The organism is Corallococcus sp. CA049B (assembly GCF_003611685.1).
In the GTDB taxonomy this organism is placed as follows: Bacteria; Myxococcota; Myxococcia; order Myxococcales; family Myxococcaceae; genus Corallococcus; species Corallococcus coralloides.
In genome coordinates this window covers 1-3,751 of record NZ_RAWC01000382.1, presented here as the reverse complement: position 1 = coordinate 3,751, position 3,751 = coordinate 1, and the positions used below count along the sequence as shown (strand labels likewise).

The window sequence follows — 3,751 nt, the reverse complement described above, 5'->3', positions numbered from 1 at the left end:
CCGTGGGCCAGGGCTGTTCGGCGGACACCCAGTGCGCGACGGGCCTGTGCTGGACGGAGGCGGACTCGTACCCCATCTACAACTCGCAGTGGATCCGCGCGGACCAGTGCACCGAGGAGTGCGGCGGCGAAGGCGACAGCGCCTATTGCCAGCAGCTGGCCGCGGAGTTCAACGCGCCGTATCCCAACCAGGCGCGCTGCATCCCCGCGCGGGGCGTGTACGACAACTACCCGTACGACGACATCTTCTACGTCTGCGACCTCATCCCGGCGGGTCTGGGCAAGGTCCACTGGGCGGACTGACGGCCCCATCCACGCCGTCCGGAGCGGCTTGCTTCCGGACGGCGCGGGAGTTGTGCTGGGGGTTGCTGACGAAGTGAAACCGGTTTCAGGGGGGACATCATGCGGCTCGACATCTTTTCGGAGATGCAGCACCCGAAGGAGCGCTGGAGCGGTCCGGACCACGAGCACCAGCTCATCCAGGAGACGCTGGAGCAGGCGCGGCTGGCGGACGAGATGGGCTACGGCGTCTGGTGGCAGGTGGAGCACCACACCGCCGTGGAGTTCAGCTACAGCTCCGCGCCGGAGATCATGCTCACCGCCATCGCGCGGAGCACGAAGAACCTGCACGTCGGACACTCGTCGGTGCTGGCGCCCACGCGCTTCAACCATCCCATCCGGGTCGCGGAGCGCGCGGCCTTCATCGACCACCTGAGCGGGGGCCGCTTCCAGCTGGGACTGGCGCGCAGCACCCTCCCGGAGTGGCGCACCTTCAACATCGAGCCGGACTCCACGCGCGGGCAGATGCAGCAGGCCTTCGAGCTGATCCCGAAGCTGTGGACGCAGGACAAGGTGTCGTGGGACGGGCCGGACCTGCGGCTCAAGGACGTCAGCGTCATCCCCAAGCCGTACCGCAAGCCGCACCCGCCGCTGTGGCAGGCGTGCTCCAGCCCCGCGTCCTTCGAACAGGCGGGGAAGAACGGCGTGGGCGCGCTGGGCGTGACGCTCTGGGCCTCTCCGGAGGAGGTGGCGGAGATGATCCACATCTACCGCGAGGCCCTGCGCACGCGCTGCGAGCCGGTGGGCGCGTTCGTCAACGACCAGGTCGCCTTCTTCACCTTCGTGCACTGCGCGGACAGCGAGCGCGAGGCGATGGAGAACGGCGCCGCGAAGGCCGCCGCCTGGTACACCAGCGGTTCATTCACCTTCTTCGAGGCGAAGGACGCGTTCGTGAAGACGGCCGCGGAGCTGGAGGTGCTGGCGAAGGACCCGGCGGGCGGTGGCCTGACGGGCCAGTACCTGCGCAAGAAGGACCCGAACGCGCCGCAGTCCCAGGCGCAGCGCCTCCTGGGCCGCATCATGGGCGGGGAGCAGGTCCCGGACGAGCAGGTCTGGGAGGTGCTGAGCGCGCAGGACTCGCTCATCGTCGGGACCCAGGAACAGGTGCGCGCGGGGCTCAAGCGCTACCAGGCGCTGGGCATCGACGCGCTCATGTCCTTCCACCAGGTGGGCGCGCTGGCGCACGACAAGGTCCTGAAGAGCATCCGGCTCACGGGCGAGCTCATTCCGGAGTTCAGGACACCGGCCGCGCCGTAGGGAGCGGGAGGAGGGCAGGGGAGCGTGGCGGTCCCACACCCACGCTCCGCGCCACTTCTCCCGCGCGGTGGGAGGGAGCAAGCTGAAGTTCGTGTCCCGCCGCTCACAGCTGCTTCTCCTGCTCGTCGTGTCCGGGCTCCTGCACGCGGCGCTCCTCTTCGCGCTGTGGCGGAGCCCGTCCGCGAACGTCCGGCGTCACGAGCCGGCGCAGGCCGTCGAGCTGGAGATCGTCACCCGGGACGCACGCCCCACGCCGCCCGTGCCCCCCGTGCCCGAAAAAGAGCCACGGCCCCCGCGCTCGCCAGCGCGTCCGGCGGAGCGCGCGCGGGAGAAGGACGAAGCGCCGACGCAGCTGACGGAGCGCGAGCGGAAAAAGGACGAAGCTCCCTCTCCAGCCTCTCCCGGAAGCGCCGCTCCGGAGCCGCTCGCGGAGGCACCCTCCGAGCGCGCGTCACCTCCGGTCCGGGACGTCCCGCTCCAGCTGGAACCGCCCGGGCTGCTGGGCGGTGGACTCCTGAAGGGGCCCCCGTCGACGGGGCGGACGCTTCGCAACGTCCCCGGCTCGGAGCCGGACCCCAAGGCCCTGGCGGCCCGTGAGGCGGAGGAGGCGCGTCAGAAGGTGGATGGCTGGGCCCACGACGCGACGGCGTCCGCGCGGGCCACGGGCGCGACGCCTCCCTACTTCGCGAAGCTGCGCCAGGGCTTCTCCGAGAAGCTCGTGAACCCGCCTCCTCCCGACACCGATGTGCTCGCCCGCCGGCTGAAGCGCGAGCAGCTGGAGGCCATCGAGCGGTTCGGCAAGACGGGCACTCCCTTCGCGCCCGAGGCGCGCGACGTCCGCCGGGAGACGTCCGACCGGCTGCGCGCGGCGGTGGAGGCCGGACGCGCGGCGAACGTGTACATGATGGACGTCACCGCCCCCATCCTGGCGCTCGTCGCCATCGTGGAGGTGCGGCAGGCGCGAGATGGCAGCCTCATCGACCTCCAGGTGCTGGAGGGCTCCGGCGACCCGAAGTTCGACAAGTGGGCGGTGGCCCACCTGCGGGATGCGCTCGCCAGCGCGGAGCCCCCCACGGACGGTGGCGTGGGCATCCGCGAGGACGGGATGCGGACCCGCTGGCGGTTGGAGGAGTACCTCGGCAACCCCCGCGTGCGGGTCCACCTCATCTCCATCTACTGATTCATTCCGTTCCAATGCCGCCGAGGCGGTCGCCCGTCGCGGCATCCAACGCGAGGAGGTTTCCCCACAGCGGGACGTACACGCGGCCCTCCCGGACCCAGAGGACCGTCAGCATGGAGGTGAAATGGGACTCCGGCAGGGCCACGTCCCAGGCGATGGCGCCGGTGCGCAGGTCGCGCCGGATGAGGTGCGAGCCGCCCTTCTCCAGCTGATAGACGACGTACACGGCGTCCTTCGAAATCTCCCCCACCTCCGGCGCGGTGTCCCGCAGGAGGAGCGGATCCTTGTCCGAAACGGTGTCGTGCCACACAGGCTTGCGGTTGCCCGGCGCGTACAGCGCCACCAGGGGCACCTGCGTCCCCGGCCACCGTGTGCCCAGTGCCAGCGTGTAGCCGTCCGCGCGGAGGAGGTACTTCGTGGAGAAGCCGCGGATGTCGGAGGGCGGATAGCTGGAGCGCTCGCAGGTGGTGGGGTGCTCCGCCGGCCGGCTCATGTTGCACGTCTGGGGGCTCAGGGGCGGCGTGGCGCAGCCCTTCGGCGCGCGGGGCGCGGGCTTCGCGGTGGCCGTGCGCGTATCGAAGAGCAGGTGCTGGTGGTCCACCACCTCCACCCAGACGGACGTCGTGTCCCCGGGCGGGATGCAGAGCCGGCGCGGCGAGTCCGTCAGCGGCACGCGCCCCAGCCGCTTTCCGGTCTCCAGCTCCAGCAGGTTCACCGTGCGCTGCTCGCTCATCACCAGCCGGCCGTTCTGGGCGATGACCTTCGTGTGGCGGGAGGCGTCCGGCCCCTCCGAGGGGGCCGACTCCCAGAGCTTCTGGAATGTCCGGCCGTCGAACGCGGCGATGTACTCACTGGGAGCCGTGCCTTCGTAGCGGCGCACGTGGCCGACGATGTCCTCCGTCCCATCGCCGTTGACGTCCACGAACGCGGGCGCGCCCCGCTCCACCCACTCGATTCGCTCGGGGGCGGGCTTGGG

Annotated in this window: 4 protein-coding genes; 3 read left to right on the top strand and 1 reads right to left on the bottom strand. The window is 70.9% G+C overall.

Annotation, left to right across the window (positions count from 1 at the left end; genetic code table 11):
- The 3 genes from D7W82_RS38780 to D7W82_RS38770 all read left to right on the top strand — a co-directional run.
- Nucleotides 1–302 (top strand): hypothetical protein (locus tag D7W82_RS38780; RefSeq protein WP_120623061.1); only part of this gene is annotated, 302 nt, incomplete at its 5' end.
- A 99-nt stretch (nt 303–401) separates the two neighbouring features.
- A complete protein-coding gene (locus tag D7W82_RS38775) occupies nt 402–1,595 on the top strand; it encodes an LLM class flavin-dependent oxidoreductase (protein WP_120623060.1) in 1,194 nt (397 codons plus the stop codon).
- Between the two features lie 91 nt (nt 1,596–1,686).
- Nucleotides 1,687–2,775, top strand: a complete 1,089-nt coding sequence (locus D7W82_RS38770) for a TonB C-terminal domain-containing protein (RefSeq protein WP_233588197.1) — start codon at nt 1,687–1,689, stop codon at nt 2,773–2,775.
- A gap of 1 nt (nt 2,776) precedes the next feature.
- Here D7W82_RS38770 and D7W82_RS38765 read toward each other — a convergent pair.
- Nucleotides 2,777–3,751: hypothetical protein (locus D7W82_RS38765; RefSeq protein ID WP_120623058.1), on the bottom strand; the 975-nt coding region annotated here is incomplete at its 5' end.

What these genes read in the sequence shown, in the direction of transcription:
- D7W82_RS38775 (WP_120623060.1), top strand. Translation starts at nt 402, where the DNA reads ATGCGGCTCGACATCTTTTCGGAGATGCAGCACCCGAAGGAGCGCTGG.